The sequence below is a fragment of the Pseudoalteromonas atlantica genome, from assembly GCA_007988745.1.
In the GTDB taxonomy this organism is placed as follows: domain Bacteria; phylum Pseudomonadota; class Gammaproteobacteria; order Enterobacterales; family Alteromonadaceae; genus Pseudoalteromonas; species Pseudoalteromonas atlantica.
Map to the genome: position 1 here is coordinate 1 of BJUT01000032.1, position 26,975 is coordinate 26,975.

Sequence of the window (26,975 nt, forward strand, 5' to 3'; positions counted from 1 at the left end):
TTACCAAACAGACGGCTGCAAATTTAACCTCAAAAGATAAACAGGCCCTAGCTAGACATGGGGTTAGTTATTTTTATTTAAACCGCCAGCTTTGTTTATACGGGTATACGTCAGGTAAAAAGCCTGATTTAATTTGTTGTTGGCAAGCTTGCCAAAAATCAGCTAAAAACAGATCGTTATGTTCGCAGTTAAAATAGTTAAATGCCGTTTCGTTTGCGCTAAAAAACACCTTAAACTGACTGGGGAAAATATCGTTTTCTGCTATATCAAAATAACTGTTGGCGCTTAGCTCCTCTAGGTCGTTTTGTGCGCTAGGTACATCTCTAAAGTGGCAATCAGTCAATGGGCAAATTTCATCAAAGTCGTAAAAAACAACGCGCCCCCAACGGGTTACGCCAAAGTTTTTCATTAGCATATCGCCTGGGAATATATTTGCGCCGGCTAAGTCTTTAATCGCTTTACCGTAATCGGTCATAACCTGTTGTAATGCTTTGTTAGAGCAGTGATTAATGTATAAATTAAGCGGCGTCATTTTTCGCTCAACATACACATGCTTTAAAATAAGCGCCTTACCCGATATAACCATGCTGCTGCCAATTTGTGCCTTCATTTGCTTAAGTAACTCGTCGCTAAAGCGGCTGAGGTCGAACGCTAAATACCTAAATTCGTGTGTATCTACTAAGCGCCCTACGCGGTCGGCTTGCTTTACAAAGTTGTATTTGGCTTTTACTTGCGCTTTGGTGGCTGTTTTTGGTGCACTAAATTTATCTTTTATTACTTTATAAACGTAGTCTAGCCCTTCAATGGTAAATACCAGCATAACCATGCCGGGAGTACCTGGGGCTGTCACGTATTTAAAATTATTAGGGCTATTTTTAGTGGTATCAACTTTGTAACGATAAAACTCTGTTTTAGCGTGCTTAATAAAGCCAATGGCGTTAAATAACTCAAAGCGTTTTTTATGTGGCATCAGCACGCTTAAGTAATCTACATAGCGCGCGGGTTGATCGGTATCAACCATAAAATAGGTACGAGCAAAACCAAACAGCAAACTTAACTGATCGGCGCCCATCATTACGGCATCAAGCTTTAACCCTTTATTAGTATTTAATATGGCGATAGCAAAAGGCATATTATCGCCATTTTTAGCGATACAGCGCCCTATTAAGTAACAGGCTTTGTTTCTAAAAAATAATGAATTTGCGTATTCTATAAACCCGTCGTTTAAATTTATAAGCTCATACACTTGTTTGCATTGCTGCTTTGCACCGGCCATTAACGTTGCTTGCAATGCCTGTAAATCGGCATTTAATTGACTAAAAGGCACTCTAAATGCTTGGCGGGTAATGAGCGTTTTTACAGCGTGGTTAAACCCATCTTTAAACGATATTCGCCTTACTAAATTTTCATACGAACGCGGCTCGCTTCTGTATTTTGCTTTTAATACAAACAAATGTACGGTACGAATTTTTTTATCGTCCCAAATTGCACCAAAGGTAGAATTAAAAAAGGTATGTGCTATGGGTTTGTTTTCATGATTTTGCACCATATCGCCGTATATATTTTTAGCTAGCTGCCATGTTTGCGGGCAACTCAGTTCAGCGTAAGCAATTACTCTCACAGCCTCACTGACATTTTTTACTTCCCGTTCGTACACTTGTAAGCGTTCGCGCATGGCAGTTTGCACATCGTGATATTTTTGTTGTTCAAACCGGCTTTGCGCACCTAGGGTAATATTTAAAAACTGCGCAAACATTGCTTCAAAGCCTGCAAAAACAGCGCGGGCCAACTTAGTAGCAATAACTTGCTGTAGCGCATTATTGGTTTGATTAGTTAACGATTTTGACATGGTTACAACACTTTTATTTTTACCACTTATAGCGGTTATTTTTTATTAATTGTTTACACCTTAGCAAGCAGGCTTTAATTTAGGTAATTAATAAAGCATATAAATAAAATTGATCATATGAATATACGTAACGTCGATCTCAACTTATTAGTGTACTTAAATGTGCTCATTGATGAAAAAAGTGTTTCAAAAGCGGCTAATAAACTCGCACTAACACAACCTGCCATGAGTAACGCACTTAAACGATTACGTGACTTATTTGACGACCCACTACTTGTGCGTGCCGCAGGCTCTATGACCCCCACCAGCAAAGCACTTAGCTTAAAGCCTGAAATAGAGTCTCTTTTAAAAATGGCAGAGGCGATTACTCAGCCCAGTGAGCAATTTAACCCAGCAACGGCAGAGGTGACTTTTAGAATAATGGCAAACGACTACATAGAGTCGACCTTAATTGCCCCCTTTATTACTGAGCAGTTAACTAAAAACCCGGGGGTTAATTTTGATGTACTGAGTCCAAGCGATGTAAACCTGCAAGATATGGAAAAAGGCACTATTGATTTAGCCATAAACCGTTTTAATGGCTTGCCTCGCTCGTTTCATCAAGCCAGTGTTTGGCGCGATAATTACTGCTGTTTAACCCACCCTAAAAATACCTTTTTACAGCATTCAAGCCTTGATGATTACCTGCAAAAAGAACATGTTTGGGTAAACCGTGCAGGCTGGGGGCCAGAAGCCGCCGTTACCAATAAGTCAGGCAAGCAAAAACTAGGTTGGGTAGATGAAGCACTTTGGCAGCTAGAACAAACGCGTAAAATACGGGTGTTTACACGCCACTACATGATTGCAAGTTTGCTATGCCAATCAGAGCAACTTATTGCTACTTTACCGCGCAGGCAGGCTAAATTATTAACCACACATACCGATTTAGTCATTAGCCCAGTACCGTTTCAAATAGTTCCTATTGAGGTAAAAATGATATGGAGCCCGCTGCTTCAGCATGCTCCCGCACACCAGTGGTTACGCCGTGAGTTGCTTGAGTTTGCTAAAACAATTGCTGATAGGTAATTAGTAATTTTCTTTAATTTAAAATTCTGATTACAGCTCAAAATGTATTAAAAAAGATTTAAGGAAAATCACTATCAACATTGATTACTCTAATTATTCACTTAAAGAATTACATGAAGCACTTGAAACTATTGATGCAAACAAATACCCGCAAAGATACAAACGTCTAATAGAAGAGCTAAACAACCCAAAGAGAGTGGATCCTAAGGTTATAAAGCAATTAGAAATAACAGAGCAAAACTCAAAGAAAGAAGCCAAAGCATACGTAACTATTTTACTAGGCTTGTTTTTCATTCTATGGAGCTACTTTACTTATAATGATGGCGTTATACATAATAAAGGAGGGGAACGGGTAATTGCTTCTATCGAATCGAGCCCTAAAAAATTCTATTTTTTTATTTTTGGTGCAATAGGCTTAGGGTGTATAACCGTCGCGCACGGTATAGAAACGATAGTAAAACAAAAAAAAGCGCTCAAAAATAACAATTATGAAAAATAAAAAAGAATATCCTTACCTATGCGAAAGCCGCCTTAGCTATATTTATAGATGTATAAAATGTGGCGCATTTATTAAAAAGGGAATGCACGTGTGCTATCGGTGTGAACATGTTTTTTCTAAAGAAGATGTTGATATTATGATCAAACAGTATCGTAAAAATTATAAGAAAAACTGGCATCATAAACTTTATTTTGTCGTTTTTATCACAACTATTATATGCGCATTGCTCTTTTAAAAATAAAAAAGCGCCATGGTATTCAACTTTGGGAAAATACCACGGCGCTTTTGAAATCGTAGAAATAGGAGTGAACCCTACCCTTTATATTTAGCAACCTTGATGCCAACCCACCACAAAAATAAAACAGATTTAAAATCAATCACCTAACTAAGTTATGCTTTTAATTATTATTTAGTGTGTCCCAGTTTTGTGCATTTTTATAGGTTTTTGCACCACTTTAAATAAGCATGCTAGGTGGTTTTTGGTTAGTTGCTATTTACTATTGATAAAATCAATATCAGTTATTGAAAACAACAATTTCATTAATAATACACTTAGCGCTAAAGTGAAGTTAAGCCAACAAACTAAGAGTAATGATTATGACAACATCAAGCTTCACACAACAAGACGGGTTATTTATTGACGCTAATTTACATCAGTTTATTACCCAGCAGTTATGCACTAAAACCAATGCCGCTGAGACATACCAAGCACTTGCTACCTTGGTTGATGAGTTTGGTTGTAAGTGCCGTAAAACAAAGCACCAACCAGATGACATTTTAGAAGTAGATACACTACTGCATGCGTATCAGCGTAAAAACCACCCGCTTTGCCATGTAGATGCACAAACAACCGAGGCAGTACTTGATGAATACTGCTGCCAAGTACCGGCTATTATTGTAGTTGCATTAATGGATACGCTTAGCGGTACTCAGTGCGATGAACCTAATGCACACGATATTTACCACCGCGCTGCACAGCTTACTAATCGCCCATGTGTACACAAGGCAAAAACAGCCACAGCGGCCTAATAATGGAGTTGCTTAAAAATACTCGATAACCTTTTGTGCAAAATCACTGCAGCTTAGGGTTGTCGAGTTATTAATATTTTGCGCTAAATCAAAGGTTACATTACTGCTTTTGAGTGCTTGTTCGAGCGCTTGTTCAATCAGCGTTGCTGCCTCATCCCAGCCCATAAACTTAAGCATTAAAACGGCACTTAAAATACTGCTACTTGGATTTGCTTTGTTTTGCCCTGCTATTCTCTCAAACGTACCATGAGTTGGTTCAAAAAATGCCACATCGTTATTTAAATTAGCAGCCGGCATAATGCCCACTCCGCCAACTTGTGCGCTGAGCATATCTGCTAAAAAATCGCCATTTTGGTTTGTGGTTGCTACCACATCAAATTGCTCTGGGTTCATTAAACATTGTTGCAGCATGTTATCGGCTATCACTTCTTTAATAATTAAAGGCGATTTATTAGCGCGTGCTATTTCAAGCCAGCGCCCGTTTTCGTGTGGGGTAGCGTTAAACTCATTTTGGGCTAAGGCAAACCCCCAACGTTTAAAGGCACCATCGGTAAATTTAAGTACATTTCCTTTATGCACAAGCGTTAACGATTCGCTGTTATTTTTAAGGGCGTAATTAATTGCATAGCGTACTAGGCGCTCGGAGCCTTCTTTAGATATATTTTTTATACCTATGCCACACTCTTGAGAAAACCTTAGGCGCGTTACTCCCATTTCTTCACATAAAAAGTCGAGCATTTTCTCGCTCTCTACGCTGCCAGCTTGCCACTCTATTCCTGAATATACATCTTCGCTGCTATCACGCAGCACTGTTATATTAGTTAAAAATGGATTTTTTAACGGCGATGGCAACGCACTTAACCCTTTAACAGTGCGCATATTTACAAATAAATCCATTTCGTGCCTTAGCGCCACATTTAATGAGCGAAAACCGCCGCCAAGAGGTGTAGTTAGCGGCCCTTTAATTGCTATTTTGCACGCACGTACTGCGTTAATCGTCTCCTCTGGGAACCAATCGCCATCATATAACTTTGCTGCTTGCTCGCCGTTATATACTTGCATCCAGTGAATTTTTCGCTCCTTTGCATAACAGTGTGTAATGGCATTATTCACCACATGCTGCATGGCCGGTGTGACCTCTTGCCCAACCCCGTCACCATTAATATAAGCAATAATAGGGTTTACAGGCACATGCCATTGGCCTTTAGCATCAATAGTAATATTTTGTCCGAGCTCAGGGATTTTAATATGCTGATAAGCCATGGTTAATACCTATACTAAAAATAGTGTTACCTGATTAAATCATGCTTGATTGAGCATGTATGCAATTTGCTTTTTATAATTGATATTAGTTAAAAAAATAACGAATAACATGTGCTTAATTACGTAAATAGTGGGTCAAGTATTAAGCGCGTATTTAGGAGGTATAAATGAAGTTATTTTGGCTGTTATTGCTATTAATGTGCTCCTTAAAAGCCTTAGCTGTTGATGTAGTTATTCATAATTTAGACGCACTGACTACTAAGGGTCAAAAAACGGTAGCTACTTGGGTAAATCAAAGCCTTAAAAAAACACAAAATACCTTAGGCCCATTACAACAAAGCACCCTCCCAATTTATTTAAAGCCACAATATTTTGCTTTTGAACCCGTGCCATGGGCTAGCGTAAAACGAAATAACCCCGATGGGTTAGAGCTGCATATTGACCGCTACGCAAGTTTAAATGCATTTACAAAAGATTGGACGCTTTACCATGAGCTTTCTCATTTATATTTGCCACTACTGCCTTACTCTGGCTTTTGGTTAAGCGAGGGGTTTGCCAGTTACATGCAAAACGTAATAATGCGCAACAGCGGTGTCATTAGCCAAGCGCAATTTGTTCAGCGCCTAAACGCAGGGTTTGAGCGAGCACGCTTACAAACTAAAACAAAGCAACAGCCACTTAATAAACTTTCAAGTGATATGTGGAAGCAACGTGCACAACAGCGGGTTTATTGGACAGGGGCAGCATTTTTTGTAGAAGCCGATTTAGCCCTTCAAAAACAAGGTAAAAGCGTTGCCGCTATAATAAAACAATACCAACTATGCTGCAGAGCTGCGCGCACAAGTGCTAAAACGCTCATAAAAGAGCTAGATAAGCTCTCACGCAGTAGTATTTTTACTACCTTGTACGCGCAATATAATACGCGTACCGACTTTCCTGTTATTACTAAAACGCAGTTAAATACACTTTAAGTGCTTTTAATAAGTGCGCAATACTCATCATATGCTTTTACATTGTAATTAGTAGAGTAAGTATTCATAAAACCATGTAAAAACGGTGTTTTGTTACACGTAACTTGGCTTTTACTATCTAAAGTACTTATCACTTCATCTACATTAAAATGCACTTCGGTATGTGGAAAAATAAACGTACAAGGTACTTTTGCCGCAATATCTAAATGATTTCTAATTTGTGAAGGGTAAAAGCCAATCAGCTTTTTTAGGTGTGGATTGCCTGTTAATAACTGTGCGCGCCACGCGGCACTTGCGCCTGCACTAAACCCTATACAGGCTGTTGGCTCTGTAAGGTTATTAAATACATTTAAGAGCTTAACTACGTAATTGTCATGGCCACAGTCATTTATAAATTTATTATAATAATACTTTTCACTATCAATGGGTTGCAGTTCTCCTTTGTAGGGGTCTATAACCTCTGTATTGGCTTGCATAATATCTAACAACCTCATTAAAGGTGCTGTTAAACCATAAATATCGCTGACTATTATGTAATTCATACTTACCTTTTTAGGGTTAAAATCCATGCGTTTAAGCAGTTGATAAAATTAAGTATAAATAATTTTTAAATAAATAGCTTGCACACATTTTTTATTTAGGTTACCTTTCTTCTCTGGTCTTAAAAAACCACCGCGGTTAACCTTTTTACCCTGATCCAGTAAGCCCCGCAAAACGTATATTTTAAAGCTAAGTTATTGTACGGCGAGAACCCCTATTAATACCTTGATGATTTTTTTAATATCATCGCAAAAGTGTCATAAAGATCGTCAACACTGTAATGAAGCTAAACACAACATCGTTAATTTATTAACTGCATTTGGCTATAAAAAATAGCGCAGAGTAAATAACAAGAATAAAGTGAGTTTTATTATGTCTTATAAATACAATGGATCTATGATCCAAATTGCCCATCCGGTGCAATCAATTTCTGTAAACAAACAACGTGTTATTTTTAGTGATACACAAGGTTTGAAAAACGCAATGTTTCAAAAAGCAAGCGAAGCGCGCGAATTTGTAAAATGGTTAAAAGCCAACTAATCATTGCGAGCAATTAACTGCTTAAGCAGTTAATGTTAATAAAATGTGCCAGCTTTGTAGCTGGCATTTTACTTTGTTGCACTTAATTGACTACAATAGCGATACTTTCATTGTTTTAGGTAGTTGTAGTAATGCTCCGTGCATTTTTGTGTATCACCTTATATTTAAGCATTTCTTCAGTCAGTTACGCCCACACGATTAACTGGCTAACGCACGACTTTGCGCCCTATTACATTTTAAATGGAAAATACCAACACCAGGGGCGTGATGAAAGCGTTATAACCTTACTCGAGCAACAACTTGAGCACATCACGTTTAATCGCCTTGTTATCCCCTCTGGCAAAGTAACGCAAGAACTAGCCAATAAATCAGCCACACATTGTGCCCTATCACTTTATAAAAATGCATTTAGAGAAAAGTTTATTCACTTTAGCGAGCAAAGCTCAACCACGGGCCTTTCACCTTCCATTGCTATGCATAAAGGTTTGGCGCATTCACTAGAAGTGCCTAACTCAGAGCCGGTGTCGTTGCAGGATTTACTAGCAGAAAAAAAGCTCACATTAGGTGTATCTATGAACCGCTCATACGGCGAGCAACTCGACAGCGTAATAAATAACACCCCCGATGTTGATATTGTTATTCGCCCAACGCGAAATAGTTTAGCCAGCCTTACCTATATGCTTAATTTAAAGCGCTTAGATATTTTATTAGGTTACCCAAGTGAGCACCATTACTTAGCTAAATCTATGTACTTTGAAGAAAACCTAACTCAGCGAGCGATTGTTGAAGCGCCACCGTTAAGTTATGGCTATATTGGCTGCACTAAAAATGAACAAGGTGCTAAAAATATTCAACTATTAGATGAGCAATTAAAAAAAATTAAGCAAACCGAGCAATACCACCAAGTAATGTTACGCTGGTTGCCCCCACATTTAAAACCCTTATTAGAATCAAGAATTCACGCTACAAAAAACAAAAACGCCACTAACTAAAGTGGCGTTTTAATTTAATCTACGCTTTATTATTTACGCACACCTTCAATAGACAGCCCAATATCAACATGGGTAGACGCCGGGCCTAAATTATAATCAATACCGTAATCGGTGAGTTTTAAACTGGTTTCGCCCTCAAAACCAGCACGGTAGCCACCCCAAGGGTCTTGCCCTTCACCTACTTTATCCATTTCAAACGTAATGCGTTTAGTTACGCCATGTAAAGTAAAGTCGCCCGTTACAGTGGCTGTATCATCATCGGTAAATTTCACATTGGTGCTTTTAAATGTTGCTGTTGGGTATTTATCTACATTTAAAAAGTCTTTACCGCGTAAGTGTTTATCACGCTCAGCATGGTTAGAGTCTAAACTTGCTGTATCTATATTTACTAAAATATTAGATCCTGTTTGCGCTTTAGCGTCGTAACTGAAGCTGCCATCAAAACGGTTAAATCGCCCGTGCAGCCAGCTGTAGCCTAAATGCTTAATTTTAAAGGTAACAAATGCATGCGCCCCTTGCGTATCAATTACATAATCTGCTGCATTTGCAGTGGCCGATAACATCATTACACCCGATAGAGCTGCAGTTACTAGTCGTTTTTTCATGTTAGTATTCCTTTGGTTTGATCATTCTTGTTAAGGTTTTATCTTTATCAATAAAGTGGTGCTTTAATGCCCCCAGTGCATGCAAAACAGCCAAGCCAATTAATGTACACGCACCGTAGTAATGAATTTTTCCGGCAATATCGGCTTGTCCATCAAAGTTATAATCCAAAGCAGGTACATTAAATATCGAAAAAACGGCGATTGCTCTGCTATCAGCGGTAGAAATCAAATAACCCGCCACCACAATGACTGCTAAAATTAGGTACATAACAATATGCGCGGTATGTGCAATGTGGTTTACTGTTTTATTTTGACTAAGGGGGCGAGGTTTCGGGCTGGATACGCGCCACAAAATTCTAAAAATAAGCACTGCGGCGAGCGTTATACCGATACTTTTATGTAAATCCAGTGAGCCTTTATACCAGCTGTCGTAATAGGTTAGCTCAACCATGTATAAGCCCAAGCCAAATAAACCAAACACGATAAAAGCCATCAACCAGTGTAAAGTAATGGCAATAAGGCCATAAGATGTGGGCGTATTTTTAAACATGTGGGTTCCTCTAAATTCAATAATTTAAGAATATAGAGGGTGAAGAAAAACTAAAATAGCGTATACAAACAGCATCTGTGCATATACGCACATACAACTTGAGCTACAGTTTTACTAATTAGCTATTTGGTGTGTCAGTAAGGTTTATGTAAATTAGGCTATCAGGTGAGACTTGCAAACAGCTAATTAAGCCTTCTTTTATAAGCTCAAGCATAGCAATAAAGCTAACCACTACACCGCTTCGCCCTTCACTAAGGGTGAATAAATCGTTAAACGGCAGCGCTTTTTTTGCGTTACTCAGCTGGGCTAAAATTTGGCTCATCCGCTCACGGGTAGAGAGGATTTCTGCTGTTACTTGGTGATGCTCAAATGTTTTGGCGCGCGCCATCACGTCGCTCAGAGCTAACATTAAATCTTTTAACTCAAGCTCTGGCAGGTTTTGAGCGGTATTTTCAATAACCGGAATAGTTGCATGTGCGACAAAAATATCACGGCCTACACGGGGGATGGCATCTATATTTTCGGCTGCTTTTTTAAACTGCTCGTATTCTTGTAAACGCTTGATCAGTTCGGCGCGGGGGTCTTCCTCTTCTTCGAGCTCCTCGTGCACAGGCAATAACAGACGCGATTTTATTTGTGCCAATAACGCTGCCATTACTAAGTACTCACCGGCAAGTTCTAACTGAAACTCACTCATCATTTCTACATAACTGACATATTGCTCAGTAATGCTAAAAATAGAGAGTTCGAGCACATCTAACTTGTGCTTTTTTATTAAATACAGCAGTAAATCAAGCGGTCCTTCAAAGGTTTCCAAAATAATTTCAAGTGCATCGGGCGGAATGTATAAATCTTCAGGTTTATCTACAACGGCTTTGCCATGCAAAAAAGCCAGTGGCAGCTTTTGCTTCACTGGCTCACTCTGAGTATTTTTTTCGCCCTGTGTTGAATCACTCACCAAGGTTACTCAAACGGGCTGGTATCGCCACACCCTACACGCAAAATGTGAATGTCGTCTTCTGATAGGTCAATAACCGTGGTTGCTTGCTCTGCAAGGTGTCCGCCGTCAATAATTAAATCTACGTGTTTATCTAAACGCGTTAAAATTTCATCTGGGTCTGATTCTGTGAACTCTTCTCCAGGTAAAATTAACGAACACGACATTAACGGCTCCCCAAGCTCTGCAAGTAATGCACATGCAATTGGATGCTCTATAACGCGCATACCAATGGTTTTTTTCTTATCGTTTAATAAACGCTTTGGCACCTCTTTTGTGCCTTTAAAAATAAAGGTGTATGGCCCTGGCGTATTATTTTTAATAAGCCTAAACATTTGGTTATCTACACGGGCATAAGTTGCCAGCTCAGATAAATCACGGCATACCAGCGTAAAGTTATGGTGTTTTTCTATTCCACGAATACGCTCAATGCGCTCTTTTGCTTGCTTATTACCGAGGTTACACCCTATCGCGTAGCCCGAATCTGTTGGGTATACAACAACCCCGCCCTGTTTAATAATATCAACCGCTTGGCTAATAAGTCGTGGCTGTGGGTTTGCTGGGTGAATATGAATTAATTGACTCATGATAATGCTCCTTCTTGCCCTTCCCACACTTGCCAAACCCCTTAGCAGTCTTTGGGTAAGTATAAGTTTTTACCTAGCTCTAAATAACTAGTTGGAAAATGAAAGTCAGAACCTTGCGAGCACAGTAAACCGTACTCTTGGCTCAATTGCCCTAAAAATTGGCGTTCAGTAGGCGCTTGCTGCGGCTGCGCAACTTCCATGGCATCGCCCCCGTCAATTTTGTATTGCACAAGTAACTTACGTAACCATTTATTAGACATTTGATAACGCCCTGGGTGTGCAAGTACTGCAACCCCGCCCGCAGCATGAATGGCGCTAATGGCTGTTTGCATATCACACCAATTGCTTGGAACATAACCTGTTTTGCTGCGCCCTAAGTATTTTTTAAATACCCCAGGAAAATTTTTAGCTACGCCTCTTTCAATCAATGCACGCGCAAAATGAGCGCGTGTTATTTGGGCGTTTTCTGCCAGCGCCTTGGCTTGTTCGTAAATGCCATCAAAACCGTTTTTTGCCAGCCTTTTGCCAATTTCAATGGCGCGTTCGTCACGCTTTTGCTGCTGCGCCGATAACAATGATGTAAGGGCATTGTTATTTATATCAATATTTAGCCCAACAATATGTATTTCAAAGCTTTCCCACTTGGTAGAAATTTCTACGCCAGATATAAGCTTAAGCGGTAGGTTTTCTGTTTCGATAAACGCTTTTGCCGGCGTAATAGCAGCCACAGTGTCGTGATCGGTTATCGCAAACACATCAATGTTTTTTTCTACGGCACGGTTTAATAATTGCTCAACTGTTAAATGTCCGTCTGAATGCGTTGTATGGCTGTGTAAATCGTATTTTATCAAAAGAAAACTGCTTAAATTTAAGGGTAATAGATGTTTATATAAGTATAACAACTTTTTTGACTAAATTGTTTTAAATAAACACTTGACACAAAAGCGCTAAATACGTTTTACTGTAGCCACTTTAAGACACATTAAGAATTAATAAAAATGATCAATTCAATTCAACACACTATTTGGTGGTGGCACTCATAATTTTTGGGTGATGAATTGTCGTGTCTAGCAAATATTCAAAACCCGCAACTATGCGGGTTTTTTTATAACTAAATTTTACGTATTTAATTTTTTATTTTGAGGCAAAAAAACATGAATAACGGTCTTACTCTTACACATCGTTGGTGGTGGCGCCTGATATAGCGGGACGGTAATGATCTGTTTGTAATTTAGATATCGTTATTCAAACCCCGCATTGCAAAAGCATTGCGGGGTTTTATTTTTTGAGGGAATGAGGTTTGATTTTTAGTCATATAACTACCACACCAGGCGAAGTTACTAGCATAACGCAAGTGCGCGACTACATTAGTAGCCCACTTGCACTTTATGCAGCACTTGATAAGCCTAATTCGCTACTGCTTGAATCAGCCGAGATTGATTCTAAAGACAGTGTTAAAAGCTTAATTTTAGTTGACTGCGCGCTGCGCATTGTTTGCCAAGGTAAAACCGTCACGGTAAGCGCACAATCTAATAACGGTAAACAGTTACTGCCGTATTTAAGAGCCAATGTTCAAAGCTGCGATGCAACCTTAACCGACACAAGCCTAACCCTTGTTTATAAAGGCGGCTCTAATGACATTGACGAGGCAAGCAAGCTGGTTGCCGATAATGCATTTAGCGCACTACGTACCTGCATAAACAGTATCAAAAGCACCACCGAAAACCCGTTCTCGGTATTTTTAGGCGGTGTATTTGCCTATGACATGGTGGCTAATTTTGAGCAGCTAAGCGACGTACCCGATGGCGAAAACACCTGCCCAGACTACGTATTTTACTTAGCCGAAACCTTAGTGGTTATCGACCATCAAAAACAAACTACCGAGCTTATTGGTAATGTGTTTAATGGCCCAGACGTACACGCTAATTGTTTTGAGGTAGGTAAAGAGCTAGAACGATTAAATGCCCTATGCGACAAAGCAGAAGAGTTTAGTGCGCCTATGCAAACTGGCACCTGCGATGTAAGTGTTGATATAAGCGATGAAACTTACTGCGAGCAAGTGGTTAAGCTTAAAAAGAACATCGTTGATGGTGATATTTTTCAGGTTGTGCCTTCGCGTACGTTTTCACTGCCCTGCCCTGATTCGTTGCACGCATATAGCCAGCTTAAAAAGCAAAACCCAAGCCCTTATATGTTTTATATGCGCGATGAAGAATTTGCTTTATTTGGCGCCTCACCTGAGTCTGCACTTAAATACGAAGTACAAAGCAAACAAGTTGAAGTTTACCCTATTGCCGGTACTCGCCCACGTGGAAAATTTGCCAATGGCACAATCAACCCAGATTTAGACAGCCGTATAGAGCTTGAACTAAGAAACGATCAAAAAGAGCGTGCTGAGCATTTAATGCTCGTTGATTTAGCTCGTAACGATGTGGCACGCATCAGTGTAGCCGGCACGCGCCATGCAAAAGAGCTTTTAAAAGTAGACCGCTACTCGCAAGTAATGCACTTGGTTTCTCGCGTGGTGGGCACATTAAAGCCTGAGCTTGATGCACTGCACGCTTACCAAGCGTGTATGAACATGGGCACGCTAGTAGGCGCTCCTAAAGTACGCGCAGCCGAACTTGTACGTCAAACCGAAGGCAAACGCCGTGGCAGCTACGGTGGCGCAGTAGGCTATTTAACAGGCGATGGTGCAATGGATAGCTGCATTGTTATTCGCTCAGCGTTTGTTAAAAATAATACCGCGTATGTGCAAGCAGGTGCAGGTGTCGTTTACGATTCTGATCCGCAAGCCGAAGCTAACGAAACCCGCGCTAAAGCCCAAGCGGTGATCACCGCCATAAAATCGACTTATGAGGCGGTATAAAATGAGCACAGCAAACCCAATGAAAATATACTTTTTAGATAACTTTGATTCGTTTAGCTACAACCTTGTTGATGAACTAACCATGCTGGGCTGTGAGCTTGTGGTATACAGAAATAACATAAGCGCAGAGGTTATTTTTAATAAAATGTGCCAAGAGCCTGGGCAAGTATTATTAGTGCTTTCGCCAGGACCTGGTGCCCCCAGTGATGCAGGTTGCTTAATGGAATTAATCGAACTGGCTAAAGGCCACTTCCCTATGCTGGGCATTTGCCTGGGGCAACAAGCACTTACACAAAGTTATGGCGGAGTAATCGGCCACGCTGGCGAAACCGTACATGGTAAGTCTTCAATCATTAATTTAAACCCGCACCCGGTGTTTGAAGGAATGGGCAACACCATGCCCGTAGCCCGTTACCATTCATTAATGGCAACCAAGGTACCTGAAAATATTGAGGTAATTGCACAATTTGACGATATTCCTATGGCCATATATCACCACGACGATAAAGCGCTAGGTTATCAATTTCATCCTGAGTCAATACTTACGCCAAATGGTGCAATGCTACTTCAACAAAGTGTTGCGTACTTAACGCGCACCAACTAATAGAGGACATTATGAGTACCCAAGCAAAAGAGACCATAAATGTTCAATACGCTATTGAGCAACTTATTCAAGGCAAGTCGTTAAACTATGCCCAATCAAACGCATTATTTAACCAAATAATGCAAGGTAACATGAGCGAAATAGAGCTCACTGCATTGCTAATCAGCCTTAAAATAAAAGGCGAAGTAAGCGATGAAATTGCCGGCGCTGCAGCGTCAATGCGAGAAAACGCCGTTGCCTTTCCAACCGCTAGCACGCAACTTGCCGATAGCTGCGGCACCGGGGGCGATGGCTCAAACACGATTAATATTAGTACTACCGCGGCTATTGTTGCAGCTGCCGCGGGTATTAATATGGTAAAACATGGTAATCGCAGTGTATCGAGTAATTCGGGCTCTGCTGATTTATTAAAAGCACTGGGCATTAATATTGATATGAGCCCAGCACAAGCTGCACAGTGCCTTGAGAAAACCCATTTTACCTTTTTGTTTGCACCGCATTACCACAGTGGTGTACGCCACGCGATGGGCGTACGTACTGCGCTTAAAACACGTACCATTTTTAATATTTTAGGCCCGCTTGCTAACCCTGCTGCACCACACGTGCAATTACTGGGTGTTTACGATGAGTCTTTATGTATGCCAATGGCGCAAACACTTAAAACATTAGGCACTAAGCGCGCGATGATAGTGCATGGTTCTGGCACTGACGAAATAGCCCTGCACGGCCCAACTAACGTAGTTGAGCTAAACAATGGCGAAATAACGCAGTACACATTAAACCCAAGCGACTTTGACCTTGCAAACTATTCACTTGAACAACTAGCCGGTGAAGGCCCACAATATAACGCAAATGCAAGCCTTGCTATTTTACAAGGTAAAGGCAGTGATGCGCACAATGCTGCAATCGTAGTCAATGTGGCTGCACTTTTATACCTAAGCGGTAAAGTACAGTCATTAAAAGAAGGCGCACAACAGGTACAAACATTACTAAGTTCAGGCAAAGCCATGAACACATTAAATGCAATTATTGAGGTAAGTCATGGCTAATGTATTAGACAAAATTGTTGCTGATAAAAAACAAGAGCTAATAGAGCGTAAAGCCGCGCGCCCACTAGAGAGCTTTAAACACCTAGCAGTGCCAACTAGCCGCAGCTTTTATAAAGCGTTAGCAAAGCCGGGTACGCAGTTTATTTTAGAATGTAAAAAAGCATCTCCTTCAAAAGGGCTAATAAGAGAGCCGTTTGATTTAACCGAGATCACCTCTGTTTATAAAAAATATGCTAGCTGCATGAGCGTACTTACAGATACTAAATACTTTCAAGGTAGCTTTGATTATTTAGAGTTTGTACGTAGCCAAGTAGAGCAACCACTTATTTGTAAAGACTTTTTTATTGATGAGTACCAAGTTTACATGGCACGTATTTATGGCGGCGATGCTATATTACTAATGCTTTCAGTACTTGATGATGAACAATATAAAGCGCTACATGCAGTTGCCGACTCGCTTAACATGTCGGTATTAACCGAAGTAAGTAACGAAGAAGAAGTGCACCGTGCCCTTGCACTCGATGCGCAAATTATTGGTATTAATAACCGTAACCTTCGCGATTTAAGCACTGATTTAGCAACCACCGAAAAACTACGTAAACTCATCCCACAAGATAAAGTGGTTATCTCAGAGTCAGGTATTTACACTCATCAAGATGTTAAACGCCTAGCGCCATTATGTGATGGCTTTTTAATTGGCAGTTCTTTAATGGCTGAGCGCGATTTAGAACAAGCCTGCAAAAAAGTGATTTTAGGTGATAACAAAGTGTGCGGTTTAACCCGAGCACAAGACGTACAGGCCGCTTACAACAACGGCGCAGTGTACGGTGGACTCATTTTTCACCCTAAATCGCCTCGTTATGTTGATTTAGATTGTGCGATTGAGCTGAGCCAAAGTGCGCCACTTAAATTTGTCGGTGTTTTTGTTAATGCAAGCCCGCAGCAAGTAGTACAATACGCGCACGAACTAAAACTTGCCGCAGTACAATTACACGGTCAAGAAAGTGACGATTACATTGCCGCATTACGTACACAGTTACCTGAAGGTTGTGAAATTTGGAAAGCACAGGCAATTAAAGATACATTGCCAACCCCAGCTACGGGCGTAGACCGCCATCTTTATGATACCCACAGCGATACACAAGCCGGTGGTACAGGTAAAGCATTTGATTGGGCAGTACTGCGCGACGCAACAACCCCCTTTATGCTAGCGGGTGGCTTAAATCCAGACAATATAAAAGACGCGCTTTCTCAAGGTGCCCTAGGCCTTGATTTAAATTCAGGCGTTGAAGAATCTGCGGGTAAAAAGTGCCCTATCAAATTACAAAATGCTTTTACAAGCATCAGAAATTATTGAGGTTATAATGCAAAATCCAGCTTATTTTGGCGAGTTTGGCGGTATGTTTGTACCTGAGCTACTTGTCCCTGCGCTTAAGCAGTTAGAGAACGAATTTAACAAAGCACAAAAAGACCCTGAGTTTCAGGCTGAGTTTACAAAATTATTAAACGAGTATGCCGGTCGCCCTACGCCGCTTACATTAACGCGTAATTTAATTAAAAACCCTAAAGTAAAACTTTACCTAAAACGTGAAGATTTACTGCACGGTGGCGCACACAAAACCAACCAAGTACTTGGCCAAGCGTTGCTAACTAAACGTATGGGTAAAAAAGAAGTTATTGCCGAAACTGGAGCGGGCCAACACGGCGTGGCAACAGCCCTAGCCTGTGCATTACTTGGCTTAAAATGCCGAATTTATATGGGTGCTAAAGACGTTGAGCGCCAACAGCCTAATGTATTTAGAATGAAATTAATGGGCGCAGAAGTTATTCCGGTAACCGCCGGCTCTGGCACATTAAAAGATGCGGTAAACGAAGCGCTACGCGACTGGTCTGCAAACTACCAAGACGCTCACTACTTACTTGGTACCGCTGCGGGTCCTCATCCATTCCCAACAATTGTACGAGAGTATCAAAAAATCATTGGTGAAGAAGCTAAACAACAAGTGTTAAAAGCAGAAGGACGCTTACCGGATGCCGTACTAGCCTGTGTTGGCGGTGGCTCTAATGCCATTGGTATGTTTACTGACTTTATTGACGAGCCAAGTGTAAAACTTATTGGTGTAGAGCCTGCAGGTAAAGGCCTAGATACCCAGGAGCACGGCGCTACAATTTGTAAAGGTACAAAAGGTATATTGCACGGTACCTATACGTACATTATGCAAAATGACGATGGCCAAATAGAAGAGTCATACTCAGTATCTGCCGGTCTTGATTACCCCGCAGTTGGACCACAGCACGCGTTTTTACACGAAACAGGCCGTGCTCAATATGTGGGTATTACCGATACAGAAGCCCTTGACGCGTTCCAAGCACTGGCTAAAAACGAAGGTATTATTCCAGCTCTTGAATCAAGCCATGCCCTTGCTTATGCGCTTAAATACGCCGAAGAGCAAACAGAAGAAAGCATTTTAGTGGTTAACTTAAGTGGCCGTGGCGATAAAGATTTAACCCACGTACACAGCGTTTTATCACAAGGAGGTCAACTATGAGTCAGTTAAATACAGATCGTTACGGTAAAACCTTTGCTGCACTTAATGAGCAAAAACAAGGTGCATTTGTACCATTTGTTACCATTGGCGACCCAGGTAAAGAGCAAAGTATTGCCATTATTAAAAGCTTAATTGATGGCGGTGCGGATGCACTGGAGCTAGGTATTCCGTTTTCAGACCCAATCGCCGATGGCCCCGTTATTCAAGCGGCGAATATTCGTGCTCTCGATGTAAACATTAACACGCAAGATTGCTTTGATATTATTAAAGAAATACGCGATTACAATGCAGATATTCCAATTGGCTTATTATTGTATTCAAACCTTGTGTTTAAACGCGGTTTAGAAACATTTTATAAAGATGCTAAAGCGGCGGGCGTAGACTCTATTTTAGTTGCTGATGTACCACTGCATGAGTCTAAAATGTTTAGAAAAGCAGCCGTAGCAAACGGTGTAGACCCAATATTTATTGCCACACCCAATGCCGATGACGATACTCTGCGCCAATGTGCATCTTACGGCCGTGGCTACACGTATTTATTATCGCGTGCGGGTGTTACCGGCACCGATACTAAAGCGCAAATGCCAGCGGGTAACATAGTAACTAAGCTAAAAGAATACCATGCAGCCCCTGCTTTATTAGGCTTTGGTATTTCTACGCCCGATGATGTAAAAGCCGCCCTAAATGCCGGCGCAGCTGGTGCTATTTCAGGCTCAGCCGTTGTTAAAATTATTGAGGCCAACCTAAATGATTTAGACGCGATGACAACGAAGTTAAAAGCGTTTGTAGCTGATATGAAAGCGGCCACCGTGTTGTAAAAGCTTAAAATTTACACATTAAAAAAGGGCATTTTAAATGCCCTTTTTTATTAAGCTCTAAACTTAGTGAGCTTGATGCTTACCTTCTAAAATTTCTTCAATAAATTTTGCATTAAATGCTTCTAAATCTGCAGGGCTGCGGCTTGTTACTAACCCTTGGTCTACACTCACCTCTTCATCAACCCAGTTTGCACCAGCATTGATTAAGTCACTTTTAATGCTCGGGAATGATGTAACGGTGCGGTCGCGTAATTTATTAATTTCGGCAAGTAACCAAGGGGCATGGCAAATAGCTGCGACGGGTTTGTTTTTCTCAGCGCCAAAAAAGCCGTCTATAAACGCTTTTGCGTGCTTATCTTGGCGTAACGTATCTGGGTTAAATAAGCCACCTGGCAGCATAAGCGCATCGTAATCGCTGGCACTGGCATTTGTAACAAGTTTATCTACGCTTACTTTGTCGCCCCATTTATCTTCATCCCAGCCGGTGATTTCACCCTCTTTTACCGACACAATATCGATATCGGCGCCAGCATTAAGTAAAGCATCACGTGGAGATAATAGCTCACTTTGCTCAAAGCCATCGGTGGCTAAAATAGCAATTTTTTTGCCTTGTAAACGAGTGCTTGTTTGTAATGTAGACATATAGATCTCCTTATTGCGTTTAATAAATTGTTTCAATCACCCTATTAAAAGCATAACCGATGCCAATTTTAACCTATTGAAAATAATGGATAATATAAATTAAAGCTGTCAAAGCTATGTAAATCATTTAGAGGGTTTGAACAATCTACATAGCTTAATTTAAAGTGCGTATTAAAAACCAGCACACAAGCTTTGCTTACAAGATGAAGTAGTAAGGCATTAACTAAAAGCTGGGTATTTATTTTGTAGACGCACCCTATTAGCGGGGTGCGCCGAACTGTAATTTTGTGATTAATAGCGCTAACTAAACCTAAAAAGGTAACCGGGCTATTAGCAAGTATTGGTTGCAGGAACTAGTCGCTGGTACTGATCACCGGTACCGCTCAATGCAAGTTGCTATTTAAAGGAGATCTTTTAATGCTTTGGCTGGTTTAAATACGGGTTTGGTAGCGCCTTCTATTTCAATGCTTTCGCCTGTTTGTGGGTTACGGCCAGTGCGCGCTGGGTAGTAGCTTAAAGCGAATGTACCAAATCCATTAATTTGCACTTGGTCGCCTTCAGATAACGATTTAGTAATTACCTTTTGTAAGCTAGTAAGGGCTGCTTGTGTGTCTTTTTTTGTTAGTTCACTGCGTTTGGCTATTTGGGCAACAAGTTGTGCTTTGTTCATTGTAGGCTCCTAAATGCACACTTAATCAGTGTTGGTTAAGCGTGGGAATATGATGATGGATAATTAAAGCCACGCAGGCTAAGGCTTACAGGGCAACAAGTCAACCTTGTAGTTGCCTAGTGTTATGTGGTAAAAACTTCCCTGACTTCTTTTTGTATAATTTAGGTAGTATATGCACGCATTGATTGAATACATCCCGCTAATATTATTTTTTGCGGTATTTAAATTAGTTGATATTTACTGGGCAACAGGCCTTTTAATGGTCACTACGCTTATTCAAGTTGCGTATAGCTACTTTAAGCACGGCCATGTACCTGCCCGCCAATGGCTATTTTTTGCTATTGCAGCGGTGTTTGGCACATTAACCTTAGTACTCCACGATGAGCAGTATATAAAATGGAAAGCCACGTTAATTTATGCCGGCTTAAGCCTTACCTTATTAATTAGCCGTTACGTACTGAATAAAAATCTTGTTAAAAAAGCCCTTAGCTCAATCCTCGAAAACGCCAACGACTCTAAACAGGCGATTGAGGTACCTGAGCCGGTGTGGAATAAGCTTAACTTAATGTGGGTTGCCATTACCGCAGGTATTGCAGTGCTGAATATTTACATTGCGTATAATTTCTCACTCGATTTTTGGGTTAACTTTAAAGTGTTTGGCTTAATGGCCATTACTTTTGTGAGTATTTTGATCACTATATTTGCTTTGTATAAGTACTTCCCTGATGAAGAAGAACCCGCAAAGTAAAACACCTTCGTCATAAAAATGTCGTCTTTGCTTGATAGCGTGTAAAAAAAATCAATCAGAGACGACCTTGAACGCCAATCAATACCGCTGGTTTGAATTTACCCTAATATTTGTTTTATTGCCTTTAATAGGCTTTACCCTTCGCAGTTACCTAGCTAACTGGCTCATACCCGCACTGATTGTTTTAATGAGTGTGTGCTGCATGTTATTACTGAACGACCCTCACTTTAAGCGATTTAGACTCACAAGCCTGGGGCAGTTTTCTGCGGTAAAGCGCCGTTTATTTAGTTTCTTTTTTTTAGGAGCGCTTTTTTCAGGCGTGTTTTACGGGATTATTCACCAAGAAAATTGGTTTAGTATGCCGCTGCACTCATTTTATAACTGGTTACTTTTACTGCTTCTATACCCGCTGCTGTCGGTATTACCACAAGAGCTAATTTTCAGGACCTACTTTTTTCATCGCTATAAACGCATTATGCCCAAAAAAAGAGTGCGTATAGTGGTAAGCGCAACGGTGTTTGCCCTTGCCCATATTGTGTATGCCAATTGGGTGGCTGTAGGCTTAGCATTTTTAGGCGGGCTATTATTTTCGTTTACTTACGCGCAAAGCCGCTCAACCATAGTGTGTGTAATTGAGCATAGCTTATGGGGATTATGGATGTTTACACTGGGGATTGGCACTTCATTAGACTCAGGAGCTATAAGCTAACAAGCTAAGCCGCTATTTTAAACACAAAAAAGCCGCGTTAATACGCGGCTTTTGAAAACTTTTTTAGCCTAAAAACCAAATAACTTAAAGGCAAAAAACTTAGTCGCTACTGTGTTTATAAATATGGCTAATAAAATAACCGGAATAAACGTAGAAAGCGAAAAGTTAACGTATTTCTCCATAAAGCTACCGGCGTAATTAGGTGAGCCTTGGCTTAGCTCATCTGTTAGGCGCGCTTTTTTCCAGCGGTACATAACAAATAAACACACCATTAAACCATTCAGTGGCAATATAGTGTCGTAAAATACATCATAAACAATATCAAAAAAGCTTTTATTACCGCTGCCGTAACTAGTAAACGACGTTAGGCTATCAACCATACCAAACGACATAGTACATAATATAGTTAACACACCGGTGGCTAGCGTTAAAATACCTAAGGCTTTTTTACGGCTGATCCCTTTGCGGTCGCTAAGGGTCGCTGTAGGTACTTCTACAATTGATACAAGCGAAGTAATCGCTGCAAAAAACACTAATAAAAAGAACGAAAACGCCACTGCAGACGCGCCAAAGTAACCAATGTCATTTTGTAGTGCTAATAAAATTTTAGGTAAGTATACAAATATCATCGATACAGACGAATCAGAAAGTGCGGCTGGGTCGGTATTAGGATCAAAACTAAATATTGCCGGTAACACCATTAAACCGGCAACAAATGCCACTAATGAGTCGGTAATAGCTACCATTTTAGCACTGCCAACAATGTCATCTTTTTTAGATATGTAAGAAGCGTACGTCATTAAAATACCCATACCTAGCGATAATGAGAAAAACGCTTGGCTTAGTGCACCATTAAGCACGCTGGCGCTCATTTTAGAAAAATCAGGAATAACATAATATTTAACACCAGCCATGGCGTTATCAAGCGTTAATACATACGCTACAAGGGCAAGCAACATAACAAATAAAGCCGGCATTAAAAACTTAGCGGCTTTTTCTATGCCTTGTTTAACCCCACCCAATAAAATAAGGTTAACAATAATAACCACCACAGCCATGTAGCCAAAAACAGTGTAGCTATTTATAAAGCTGCCAAAATGGCTCGGATCTGCCAATACATCTAAATTACCCATGGCGGTTTGGCTTAAGTAACCAAAAATCCACACGGTAATAACCATGTAAAATACGGCAATCATAAACGGCGTTAATACAGCCAAAAAGCCTGCAAACTTCCATTTTTTGTCGTTATTTGCCAGCGCTTTGTACGAACCAAGTGGATCTTTTTGCGCGTTACGACCCATGGCCATTTCAGCCATCATTACCGGTAAACAAATAAAAGCAACAAACAAAGCGTATACAAGTAAAAATGCACCACCACCATTTTTAGTTGCCGACACAGGAAAACCTACTAAGTTGCCAATACCCACTGCCGAACCTGCTGCAGCCAGTATAAAGCCAAGACGGGAGCTAAAATGCTCTCTATTATTGCTCATGTATTAACCTTGTTATTTTTAAGTTATTCAAGCGACTCTACCAGTGTTGTGCCGCGCTTTTCAAGCAATTACACACTAAAAATAATTAATAACTGTAAACCTAGCTTTAACGGTAATTTGTTCACCAACTATCAACGTTGTGCTAGTATTTGCGTTATTAAACTTAACATTTTTTTGAGAATTACTATGTTGTACATGATTTATTCAACCGACGTTGAAAACAGCTTACCGCTTAGAAAAGAAGTCCGTCCCGCCCACTTAGCACGTTTAAGCGAACTTGACTCTCAAAACCGTTTATTTGTTGCCGGCCCACTGCCTGCAATCGACAGTGAAGACCCGCAAGATGCTGGATTTACAGGCTCATTAGTCATTGCCGAATTTGATTCACTTGAAAAAGCACGTGAATGGGCAGCCTCTGATCCATACGTTGCAGCCGGCGTTTACGCAAACACCGTTGTAAAACCATATAAAAAAGTATTACCAGCGTAACGAACACCCTGAATTTAAAACGTTATTTAATTCAGGGTTGGTTCACTGCTAATTAATTAAGCTGGCGAACGTAAAAGCGCATATTGGACGTTTTTACTTGAGTTTTAGTAGCTTAGTTAATTAGAATAGCTGGGTTTGATCTAGGAGTTCCCGTCATGCGTGTATTATTAACCCTTGGTTTAATTGCCTGTATTAGCGTCAGTGGCGCCGTACACGCAAGTACGACTGTTACCAAAGCAGTTAAAAAAACTGAGATCAGCAAAAAGAAAGCCGTAATACTTGCAAAAGAAGAAACTGACGGTAAAACCTTAAAAATTACAGAACAAGCAAAATTTTATACTGTACGTATACTCAAATCTGACGGCCACGTCGTTGATTTACATATAAATAAAAAAACCGGCGAAGTGAAAAAGGATTAGCAAATGCGAATTTTAGTTATAGAAGATGATTTACACTTAGCAGACAACCTACGTAATGCTTTAGAGAAAGAACGTTACAGTGTTGATTTATGTCACGATGGCGAAGCTGGCCTATTCCATATTACAGAATACCCGCTAGATATGGCAGTGGTTGATTTAGGCTTACCAAAAATTGACGGTATTGAGCTAATCAATAAAGCACGTGCACAAGGCGTGACGATCCCTATTTTAATCTTAACGGCGCGCGACCGCTGGCAAGACAAAGTTGAAGGCCTAGATGCTGGTGCCGACGACTACTTAACCAAGCCGTTTCATGTTGAAGAATTAATTGCGCGTTGTAACGCACTTATTCGCCGCAGTGCGGGTAAAGCAAACCCTGAAATGACAGCGGGTCCAATTAAAATTCATACTCGCTCACAACAAGTTTGGGTTAACGACAAAGAACTTAGCCTTACGGCTTATGAGTACAAAGTACTTGAGTATTTGATGGTTAACCCGCAAAAAGTAATTTCTAAATCAGAACTTACTGAGCACATTTACGACCAAGATTTCGATCTTGATTCTAACGTTATCGAAGTATTTGTACTTCGTCTGCGTAAAAAATTAGACCCTGAAGGCACATTAAACCCAGTAGAAACACTACGTGGGCGTGGTTACAGGCTTAAAAGTCAGTGGTAGCATCGCAAATATCGCTTAAAATAAGGCAAGGATTTATCCTTGTCTTTGTTTTATTGGTGGCACTGCCTATTTTGTTTTACTCGATTGGTAAAGCGTATTACGCCTCATTAGTCGAAACCACCGAAAAAAATCTAGAAGCCCACTTATACTCCCTTATTTCTGAAGTCGACTTTACTGAGCGCGGCATTATTATGCCCAGCACAATTTTAACGCCTGAGCTTAATAACTTAAATTCAGATACCTACGCCATGATTTACCGCGATGATGTACCTGTGTGGCACTCAGAGTCGGCAGTAAACGTAAACTTTAAACCCGAGTACATAGAGCCTAAAGCAGGTGCGGCCGACTTTAGACGTGTGGTTTACAACAATGCGGTTTACTGGCAATTAAGCCTAACGGTCATTTTAAATAATATTGACCAATCTGAGCAGGCACGTTTTATATTACTCAAACGAAACGATGCATTGATAAGATTAATGGATGGCTTTAAGCAAACCCTAGTCGATTGGATGTTTATAATGGGTATTGCGATTGCCGGCTTAATGGCAATTGGATTTATTTGGAGCGGCCGGCCGTTACAACGTCTTGATAAAGAAATAAAAGCCATTGAGTCGGGCGATATTCAAGAAATTAAAGGCTTATACCCTGTAGAGCTACAAACAATTAAATCAGACCTAAACTTATTACTAGAGTCGCAGCAACGTCAAAAAGAGCGCTACAGAGCCTCTTTAAGTGACCTAGCACATGCATTAAAAACGCCCCTTGCGGTATTAAAATCAAGCCCGCTTGCTAATGATGCCGATGCCCAAGAGCAACTTGATAGAATAAATGTAATGATCGAGCATCAGTTAAAGCGTGCAGCTACTGGCGCCTCAGATACATGGAAAAAACAAACCCCAGTTAAACCTGTGGTTGATTCTATTTTAAGTGCAATGGCCAAGGTATACCGCGATAAAGACATTATATTTAATTGTACCGTGACCGATAAAGATTACTTTTTAGGTGACCAAACAGATTTAATGGAATTACTGGGTAATTTAATTGATAACGCCTGTAAAGCGTGTCGCTCACAAGTAGAAATACAAGTCATTCAAAGTAAAACACTGTGCATAGGCATTAGTGACGATGGACCCGGTGTACCCGAGGATAAACGCGAGTCTTTATTAACCCGTGGTACCCGCCTTGATACTTACGAAAGCGGCCACGGTGTTGGTATGGCGATAGTCTCGGACTTGGTTAAATCTTATAACGGACACTTAACGATTAATAAGTCGGACACCTTGGGCGGCGCACAATTTATTTTAGAGTTTAATTACAATGATAAAAAATAGCCTTTTAATCACACTTGCGAGCCTATTAGCACTAAGTGCTAATGTCAGTGCGCAAGCACAGTGTACGCTTGAGCAAAACGCAACGCCAAGCCAAACTAAACGCTATACGCAGTGTTTAGACACCCAAATAAATCAGGCTAAATACAATCAGGGTACTTGGGTTCAAAAACGTAAATATGAACTCACTAAATTAGAAGAGCAAAGCGGAAATACGCAAATACTGATGTTGTTTAAGCGCAGCGTCGACAACCACCAAAAGTATATTGAAGCAAGCTGCCAATGGCGCTACATATTAAAACTGCCAAATGCCAGCCAAGCCGCTATTGATTACAAATTATGTGAACTTGCACTTATTGAACAGTTTACTCAAGTGCTTAAAAAGCCACTTTAAACGGGGATTAACCCCTACAAAAAAAGCGA

The 26,975-nt window shown here is 40.5% G+C and carries 30 protein-coding genes; 19 read left to right on the plus strand and 11 right to left on the minus strand.

All coding sequences use genetic code 11. From position 1 onward, the window contains the following. Positions 1-73 precede the first annotated feature (73 nt). Positions 74-1,849, minus strand: a complete 1,776-nt coding sequence (aceK, locus tag PAT01_RS13085) for a bifunctional isocitrate dehydrogenase kinase/phosphatase (RefSeq protein ID WP_138576802.1) — start codon at positions 1,847-1,849, stop codon at positions 74-76. A gap of 117 nt (positions 1,850-1,966) precedes the next feature. Between aceK and PAT01_RS13090 the strand changes: the two genes are divergently transcribed. From PAT01_RS13090 to PAT01_RS13105, 3 genes are all read left to right on the plus strand, one after another. After that, a complete protein-coding gene (locus PAT01_RS13090) occupies positions 1,967-2,914 on the plus strand; it encodes a LysR family transcriptional regulator (protein WP_138576804.1) in 948 nt (315 codons plus the stop codon). Positions 2,915-3,110: 196 nt separating this feature from the next. Next, on the plus strand, positions 3,111-3,413 hold the full coding sequence (locus PAT01_RS13095; RefSeq protein WP_055255712.1) for a hypothetical protein: 303 nt from the start codon (positions 3,111-3,113) through the stop codon (positions 3,411-3,413). A 597-nt stretch (positions 3,414-4,010) separates the two neighbouring features. Next, positions 4,011-4,442, plus strand: coding sequence for a hypothetical protein (locus PAT01_RS13105; RefSeq protein ID WP_004586781.1), 432 nt, complete (start codon positions 4,011-4,013; stop codon positions 4,440-4,442). 12 nt (positions 4,443-4,454) lie between these two features. On the opposite strand, the gene icd is transcribed toward PAT01_RS13105, so the two are convergent. Further along, the gene (icd, locus tag PAT01_RS13110; protein WP_138576806.1) at positions 4,455-5,705 is read right to left on the minus strand and encodes an NADP-dependent isocitrate dehydrogenase; all 1,251 of its coding nucleotides are present in this window, start codon (positions 5,703-5,705) and stop codon (positions 4,455-4,457) included. Between the two features lie 167 nt (positions 5,706-5,872). Between icd and PAT01_RS13115 the strand changes: the two genes are divergently transcribed. Further along, on the plus strand, positions 5,873-6,676 hold the full coding sequence (locus PAT01_RS13115) for a M61 family metallopeptidase (protein WP_138576808.1): 804 nt from the start codon (positions 5,873-5,875) through the stop codon (positions 6,674-6,676). Here the strand turns inward: PAT01_RS13115 and PAT01_RS13120 are convergent. Further along, on the minus strand, positions 6,673-7,218 hold the full coding sequence (locus tag PAT01_RS13120; protein WP_154945602.1) for a dienelactone hydrolase family protein: 546 nt from the start codon (positions 7,216-7,218) through the stop codon (positions 6,673-6,675). The two genes, PAT01_RS13115 and PAT01_RS13120, sit on opposite strands and share 4 nt — an antisense overlap. A gap of 370 nt (positions 7,219-7,588) precedes the next feature. Between PAT01_RS13120 and PAT01_RS20095 the strand changes: the two genes are divergently transcribed. Both PAT01_RS20095 and PAT01_RS13125 read left to right on the plus strand, forming a co-directional pair. Then, a complete protein-coding gene (locus PAT01_RS20095) occupies positions 7,589-7,756 on the plus strand; it encodes a hypothetical protein (protein ID WP_024033460.1) in 168 nt (55 codons plus the stop codon). Between the two features lie 131 nt (positions 7,757-7,887). Then, entirely contained in the window at positions 7,888-8,748 is an 861-nt protein-coding gene (locus PAT01_RS13125; protein WP_029772692.1) for a transporter substrate-binding domain-containing protein, read from the plus strand. A gap of 29 nt (positions 8,749-8,777) precedes the next feature. On the opposite strand, the gene PAT01_RS13130 is transcribed toward PAT01_RS13125, so the two are convergent. From PAT01_RS13130 to rnm, 5 genes are all read right to left on the minus strand, one after another. Beyond that, complete coding sequence (locus PAT01_RS13130; RefSeq protein ID WP_154945603.1) at positions 8,778-9,353, minus strand: YceI family protein; 576 nt, start codon at positions 9,351-9,353, stop codon at positions 8,778-8,780. A gap of 1 nt (position 9,354) precedes the next feature. After that, positions 9,355-9,903 (minus strand): cytochrome b, encoded by a 549-nt coding sequence (locus tag PAT01_RS13135; RefSeq protein ID WP_154945604.1) that lies wholly within the window; start codon positions 9,901-9,903, stop codon positions 9,355-9,357. Positions 9,904-10,021: 118 nt separating this feature from the next. Further along, complete coding sequence (locus tag PAT01_RS13140; RefSeq protein ID WP_154945605.1) at positions 10,022-10,861, minus strand: segregation and condensation protein A; 840 nt, start codon at positions 10,859-10,861, stop codon at positions 10,022-10,024. Between the two features lie 5 nt (positions 10,862-10,866). Beyond that, the gene (locus PAT01_RS13145; RefSeq protein ID WP_004586789.1) at positions 10,867-11,487 is read right to left on the minus strand and encodes an L-threonylcarbamoyladenylate synthase; all 621 of its coding nucleotides are present in this window, start codon (positions 11,485-11,487) and stop codon (positions 10,867-10,869) included. Between the two features lie 41 nt (positions 11,488-11,528). Beyond that, positions 11,529-12,338 carry an RNase RNM gene (gene rnm, locus PAT01_RS13150; protein ID WP_154945606.1) on the minus strand — a complete coding sequence of 270 codons (810 nt, stop codon included), beginning with the start codon at positions 12,336-12,338 and terminating at the stop codon, positions 11,529-11,531. A 449-nt stretch (positions 12,339-12,787) separates the two neighbouring features. Between rnm and PAT01_RS13155 the strand changes: the two genes are divergently transcribed. The 6 genes from PAT01_RS13155 to trpA are packed head-to-tail and all read left to right on the plus strand — an operon-like array spanning position 12,788 to position 19,376. Next, positions 12,788-14,356, plus strand: a complete 1,569-nt coding sequence (locus PAT01_RS13155) for an anthranilate synthase component 1 (RefSeq protein ID WP_055255700.1) — start codon at positions 12,788-12,790, stop codon at positions 14,354-14,356. Position 14,357: 1 nt separating this feature from the next. After that, positions 14,358-14,960: an aminodeoxychorismate/anthranilate synthase component II gene (locus tag PAT01_RS13160; RefSeq protein ID WP_154945607.1), complete on the plus strand. Its 603-nt coding sequence runs from the start codon at positions 14,358-14,360 to the stop codon at positions 14,958-14,960. An 11-nt stretch (positions 14,961-14,971) separates the two neighbouring features. Next, complete coding sequence (gene trpD, locus PAT01_RS13165) at positions 14,972-16,009, plus strand: anthranilate phosphoribosyltransferase (RefSeq protein WP_154945608.1); 1,038 nt, start codon at positions 14,972-14,974, stop codon at positions 16,007-16,009. Then, a complete protein-coding gene (gene trpCF, locus PAT01_RS13170; RefSeq protein ID WP_096739489.1) occupies positions 16,002-17,366 on the plus strand; it encodes a bifunctional indole-3-glycerol-phosphate synthase TrpC/phosphoribosylanthranilate isomerase TrpF in 1,365 nt (454 codons plus the stop codon). Before trpD ends, trpCF begins: the two co-directional genes overlap by 8 nt. Before the next feature lie 7 nt (positions 17,367-17,373). Then, the gene (trpB, locus tag PAT01_RS13175; RefSeq protein WP_138576822.1) at positions 17,374-18,558 is read left to right on the plus strand and encodes a tryptophan synthase subunit beta; all 1,185 of its coding nucleotides are present in this window, start codon (positions 17,374-17,376) and stop codon (positions 18,556-18,558) included. Beyond that, positions 18,555-19,376, plus strand: a complete 822-nt coding sequence (gene trpA / locus PAT01_RS13180; RefSeq protein WP_138576824.1) for a tryptophan synthase subunit alpha — start codon at positions 18,555-18,557, stop codon at positions 19,374-19,376. Before trpB ends, trpA begins: the two co-directional genes overlap by 4 nt. 63 nt (positions 19,377-19,439) lie before the next feature. Here the strand turns inward: trpA and PAT01_RS13185 are convergent, their stop codons facing one another. Next, complete coding sequence (locus PAT01_RS13185; RefSeq protein WP_004586797.1) at positions 19,440-20,018, minus strand: type 1 glutamine amidotransferase domain-containing protein; 579 nt, start codon at positions 20,016-20,018, stop codon at positions 19,440-19,442. 400 nt (positions 20,019-20,418) lie between these two features. Then, positions 20,419-20,688: an HU family DNA-binding protein gene (locus PAT01_RS13190; protein ID WP_138576826.1), complete on the minus strand. Its 270-nt coding sequence runs from the start codon at positions 20,686-20,688 to the stop codon at positions 20,419-20,421. A 172-nt stretch (positions 20,689-20,860) separates the two neighbouring features. Between PAT01_RS13190 and PAT01_RS13195 the strand changes: the two genes are divergently transcribed. Next, the gene (locus PAT01_RS13195; RefSeq protein WP_004586799.1) at positions 20,861-21,436 is read left to right on the plus strand and encodes an inner membrane-spanning protein YciB; all 576 of its coding nucleotides are present in this window, start codon (positions 20,861-20,863) and stop codon (positions 21,434-21,436) included. A gap of 67 nt (positions 21,437-21,503) precedes the next feature. After that, entirely contained in the window at positions 21,504-22,145 is a 642-nt protein-coding gene (locus PAT01_RS13200) for a CPBP family intramembrane glutamic endopeptidase (protein ID WP_096041561.1), read from the plus strand. Positions 22,146-22,213: 68 nt separating this feature from the next. Here PAT01_RS13200 and PAT01_RS13205 read toward each other — a convergent pair whose 3' ends face one another. Then, entirely contained in the window at positions 22,214-23,638 is a 1,425-nt protein-coding gene (locus tag PAT01_RS13205) for a sodium-dependent transporter (protein WP_138576828.1), read from the minus strand. Between the two features lie 186 nt (positions 23,639-23,824). Between PAT01_RS13205 and PAT01_RS13210 the strand changes: the two genes are divergently transcribed. The 5 genes from PAT01_RS13210 (at position 23,825) to PAT01_RS13230 (ending at position 26,946) form a co-directional block, all read left to right on the plus strand. After that, complete coding sequence (locus PAT01_RS13210; protein ID WP_054982640.1) at positions 23,825-24,127, plus strand: YciI family protein; 303 nt, start codon at positions 23,825-23,827, stop codon at positions 24,125-24,127. A 155-nt stretch (positions 24,128-24,282) separates the two neighbouring features. Further along, entirely contained in the window at positions 24,283-24,546 is a 264-nt protein-coding gene (locus PAT01_RS13215; RefSeq protein WP_121637587.1) for a PepSY domain-containing protein, read from the plus strand. A 3-nt stretch (positions 24,547-24,549) separates the two neighbouring features. Next, complete coding sequence (locus PAT01_RS13220; RefSeq protein WP_004586804.1) at positions 24,550-25,224, plus strand: response regulator transcription factor; 675 nt, start codon at positions 24,550-24,552, stop codon at positions 25,222-25,224. Beyond that, complete coding sequence (locus PAT01_RS13225; RefSeq protein WP_138576830.1) at positions 25,218-26,555, plus strand: ATP-binding protein; 1,338 nt, start codon at positions 25,218-25,220, stop codon at positions 26,553-26,555. The genes PAT01_RS13220 and PAT01_RS13225 overlap by 7 nt, the downstream gene beginning before the upstream one ends. Continuing rightward, positions 26,542-26,946, plus strand: coding sequence for a hypothetical protein (locus PAT01_RS13230; protein ID WP_029772701.1), 405 nt, complete (start codon positions 26,542-26,544; stop codon positions 26,944-26,946). The genes PAT01_RS13225 and PAT01_RS13230 overlap by 14 nt, the downstream gene beginning before the upstream one ends. Positions 26,947-26,975: the final 29 nt, after the last annotated feature.

What these genes read in the sequence shown, in the direction of transcription:
- PAT01_RS13115 (WP_138576808.1), top strand. Translation starts at nt 5,873, where the DNA reads ATGAAGTTATTTTGGCTGTTATTGCTATTAATGTGCTCCTTAAAAGCC.
- PAT01_RS13145 (WP_004586789.1), bottom strand. Translation starts at nt 11,487, where the DNA reads ATGAGTCAATTAATTCATATTCACCCAGCAAACCCACAGCCACGACTT.
- PAT01_RS20095 (WP_024033460.1), top strand. Translation starts at nt 7,589, where the DNA reads ATGTCTTATAAATACAATGGATCTATGATCCAAATTGCCCATCCGGTG.
- aceK (WP_138576802.1), bottom strand. Translation starts at nt 1,849, where the DNA reads ATGTCAAAATCGTTAACTAATCAAACCAATAATGCGCTACAGCAAGTT.
- PAT01_RS13160 (WP_154945607.1), top strand. Translation starts at nt 14,358, where the DNA reads ATGAGCACAGCAAACCCAATGAAAATATACTTTTTAGATAACTTTGAT.
- PAT01_RS13190 (WP_138576826.1), bottom strand. Translation starts at nt 20,688, where the DNA reads ATGAACAAAGCACAACTTGTTGCCCAAATAGCCAAACGCAGTGAACTA.
- PAT01_RS13185 (WP_004586797.1), bottom strand. Translation starts at nt 20,018, where the DNA reads ATGTCTACATTACAAACAAGCACTCGTTTACAAGGCAAAAAAATTGCT.
- PAT01_RS13210 (WP_054982640.1), top strand. Translation starts at nt 23,825, where the DNA reads ATGTTGTACATGATTTATTCAACCGACGTTGAAAACAGCTTACCGCTT.
- trpCF (WP_096739489.1), top strand. Translation starts at nt 16,002, where the DNA reads ATGGCTAATGTATTAGACAAAATTGTTGCTGATAAAAAACAAGAGCTA.
- PAT01_RS13105 (WP_004586781.1), top strand. Translation starts at nt 4,011, where the DNA reads ATGACAACATCAAGCTTCACACAACAAGACGGGTTATTTATTGACGCT.
- icd (WP_138576806.1), bottom strand. Translation starts at nt 5,705, where the DNA reads ATGGCTTATCAGCATATTAAAATCCCTGAGCTCGGACAAAATATTACT.
- PAT01_RS13215 (WP_121637587.1), top strand. Translation starts at nt 24,283, where the DNA reads ATGCGTGTATTATTAACCCTTGGTTTAATTGCCTGTATTAGCGTCAGT.
- PAT01_RS13205 (WP_138576828.1), bottom strand. Translation starts at nt 23,638, where the DNA reads ATGAGCAATAATAGAGAGCATTTTAGCTCCCGTCTTGGCTTTATACTG.
- PAT01_RS13130 (WP_154945603.1), bottom strand. Translation starts at nt 9,353, where the DNA reads ATGAAAAAACGACTAGTAACTGCAGCTCTATCGGGTGTAATGATGTTA.
- trpD (WP_154945608.1), top strand. Translation starts at nt 14,972, where the DNA reads ATGAGTACCCAAGCAAAAGAGACCATAAATGTTCAATACGCTATTGAG.
- trpA (WP_138576824.1), top strand. Translation starts at nt 18,555, where the DNA reads ATGAGTCAGTTAAATACAGATCGTTACGGTAAAACCTTTGCTGCACTT.
- PAT01_RS13125 (WP_029772692.1), top strand. Translation starts at nt 7,888, where the DNA reads ATGCTCCGTGCATTTTTGTGTATCACCTTATATTTAAGCATTTCTTCA.
- trpB (WP_138576822.1), top strand. Translation starts at nt 17,374, where the DNA reads ATGCAAAATCCAGCTTATTTTGGCGAGTTTGGCGGTATGTTTGTACCT.
- PAT01_RS13120 (WP_154945602.1), bottom strand. Translation starts at nt 7,218, where the DNA reads ATGAATTACATAATAGTCAGCGATATTTATGGTTTAACAGCACCTTTA.
- PAT01_RS13230 (WP_029772701.1), top strand. Translation starts at nt 26,542, where the DNA reads ATGATAAAAAATAGCCTTTTAATCACACTTGCGAGCCTATTAGCACTA.
- PAT01_RS13195 (WP_004586799.1), top strand. Translation starts at nt 20,861, where the DNA reads ATGCACGCATTGATTGAATACATCCCGCTAATATTATTTTTTGCGGTA.
- PAT01_RS13135 (WP_154945604.1), bottom strand. Translation starts at nt 9,903, where the DNA reads ATGTTTAAAAATACGCCCACATCTTATGGCCTTATTGCCATTACTTTA.
- PAT01_RS13220 (WP_004586804.1), top strand. Translation starts at nt 24,550, where the DNA reads ATGCGAATTTTAGTTATAGAAGATGATTTACACTTAGCAGACAACCTA.
- PAT01_RS13090 (WP_138576804.1), top strand. Translation starts at nt 1,967, where the DNA reads ATGAATATACGTAACGTCGATCTCAACTTATTAGTGTACTTAAATGTG.